Below are 2,130 nucleotides of genomic sequence, written 5' to 3' on the forward strand. Positions count from 1 at the left end.
CGTCGGCGAGGGCGCGGAGGCCCTCGAGCAGCTCTTCGGTGCCCCGGCCCAGCACGACGGCCCGGTGCTCGAAAGCGGTGCGTGCCGCGGTCAGGGAGAACCCGACGTCGAGGGCGCCGGCCGCCGCCGCGGTGGGCAGGAGCCGTCCGGCCTGGGCGCGCAGCGCTTCGGGGCTCCGGCCGGAGAGCACCCACGGGACGACGGCGGTGGTCTGGGCCGGCTCCGGAGCGGGTCCGGTTTCGGGCGCGGCTTCGAGGATGACGTGCGCGTTGGTGCCGCTGACCCCGAACGAGGACACCCCGGCGCGGCGCGGGCGGCCGGTCTCCGGCCACGGCTTCGCCTCGGTGAGCAGCTCGACCGCGCCCGCGCTCCAGTCCACTTGGGACGACGGCGTTCCGGCGTGCAGGGTGCGGGGGACGACGCCGTGGCGCATGGCCATGACCATCTTGATCACCCCGGCCGCGCCGGCGGCGGCCTGGGTGTGCCCGATGTTGGACTTCAGCGAGCCCAGCAGCAGCGGCGTCTCCCGGCCCTGGCCGTACGTCGCGAGCAGGGCCTGCGCCTCGATCGGGTCGCCCAGCTTCGTGCCGGTGCCGTGCGCCTCCACGACGTCCACTTCGGACGGTGTCAGCTTCGCGCTTTCCAGTGCCTGGCGGATGACCCGCTGCTGGGACGGGCCGTTGGGCGCGGTGAGGCCGTTGGACGCGCCGTCGGAGTTGACCGCGGACCCGCGGACCACGGCCAGCACCTCGTGCCCGTGGCGCCGGGCGTCGGAAAGCCGTTCCAGCAGCAGCATCCCGACGCCCTCGGCCCAGCCCACGCCGTCGGCGCCGTCGGCGAACGCCTTGCACCGGCCGTCCGGGGACAGGCCGCCCTGCCTGCTGAACTCCAGGAACGCGATCGGCGTGGACATCACGGCGACACCGCCGGCCAGCGCCAGGGAGCACTCCCCCTTGCGCAGCGCCTGCGCGGCGAGGTGCAGCGTCACCAGCGAGGACGAGCAGGCGGTGTCCACGCTGACCGACGGGCCTTCGAGCCCGAAGGTGTAGGAGACCCGGCCGGAGGCGATGCTGCCCGAGCTCCCGTTGCCCTGCATGCCTTCGGCTTCGGCGCCCGACCCCTGCAGGTGCGTGCCGTAGTCGTTGTACATCACGCCGACGAACACGCCCGTGGGGCTGCCGCGCAGCGCGCTGGGCACGATCCCGGCGCGCTCGAAGGCTTCCCACGACGTCTCCAGCAGCAGCCGCTGCTGCGCGTCGGTGGCGAGTGCCTCGCGCGGGCTCATCCCGAAGAACGCCGGGTCGAACTCCCCCGCGTCGTGCAGGAAGCCGCCCTCGCGGGTGTAGGAGGTGCCGGCCTGGTCGCGGTCTTCGCTGTAGAGCTTCTCCAGCGGCCAGCCGCGGTCGTCGGGGAACCCCGAGATCGCGTCGGTCCCGGCGTCGACCAGCTGCCACAGCCCCTCGGGCGAGGTGACGCCGCCCGGCAGGCGGCAGCTCATCCCCACGATCGCGATCGGCTCCTCGTCGCCGGTCTCGAGCTCGACGACCCGCTGCCGGGTCCGGTGCAGGTCGGCCGTCACCTTTTTGAGGTACTCGAGCAGCTTCTCTTCGTTCATGGGGTTTCCGGTCCTCACTGGACGCCGAGGTCGTTGTCGATGAAGGCGAAGATTTCGTCCGCGCTCGACGCGCTGAGCCGGTCGGCGACGTCGCCGTCGGCCGCCTCGCTCGCGGTCCACTTGAGCAGGAGCGACTGCAGGCGGACGGTGACCGAGCGGCGGCCCTCGTCGTCCTCGATCCCGGCGAGCAGGCTTTCCAGCTTGTCGATGCCGGCCAGCGCCGGCGCGGTGAACGCCGCCGAGCCGAGCAGCTCGCCGCGCAAGTGCTCGGTGACCGCGTCGATGGTCGGGTAGTCGAAGACGAGGGTCGCGGGCAGCCGCAGGCCGGACGCCGCGTCGAGCCGGTTGCGCAACTCGACCGCGGTGAGCGAGTCGAAGCCGAGCTCCTGGAACGTCCGCGTGGGGTCGAGCGAGGCTCCGGTGTGCCCGAGCACCGCGGCGACCTGGCCGGTGACCAGCTCCCGCAGGGCCGGGACGCGGTCGTCTTCCGGCAGCGCGACGAGCCGGTCGGCGAA

General features: G+C 73.4%; 2 protein-coding genes. Both read right to left on the reverse strand.

Going from position 1 to position 2,130, the window contains the following annotated elements; all coding sequences use genetic code 11:
* On the reverse strand, positions 1 to 1,615 hold a 1,615-nt coding region (locus tag G3I65_RS14680), incomplete at its 3' end, for a beta-ketoacyl synthase N-terminal-like domain-containing protein (RefSeq protein ID WP_203612388.1).
* Positions 1,616 to 1,629: 14 nt separating this feature from the next.
* Positions 1,630 to 2,130 (reverse strand): acyl carrier protein (locus G3I65_RS14685; RefSeq protein WP_160696602.1); only part of this gene is annotated, 501 nt, incomplete at its 5' end.

Origin of the sequence: Amycolatopsis sp. SID8362, from assembly GCF_010550475.1 — a bacterium.
GTDB lineage: Bacteria > Actinomycetota > Actinomycetes > Mycobacteriales > Pseudonocardiaceae > Amycolatopsis > Amycolatopsis eburnea.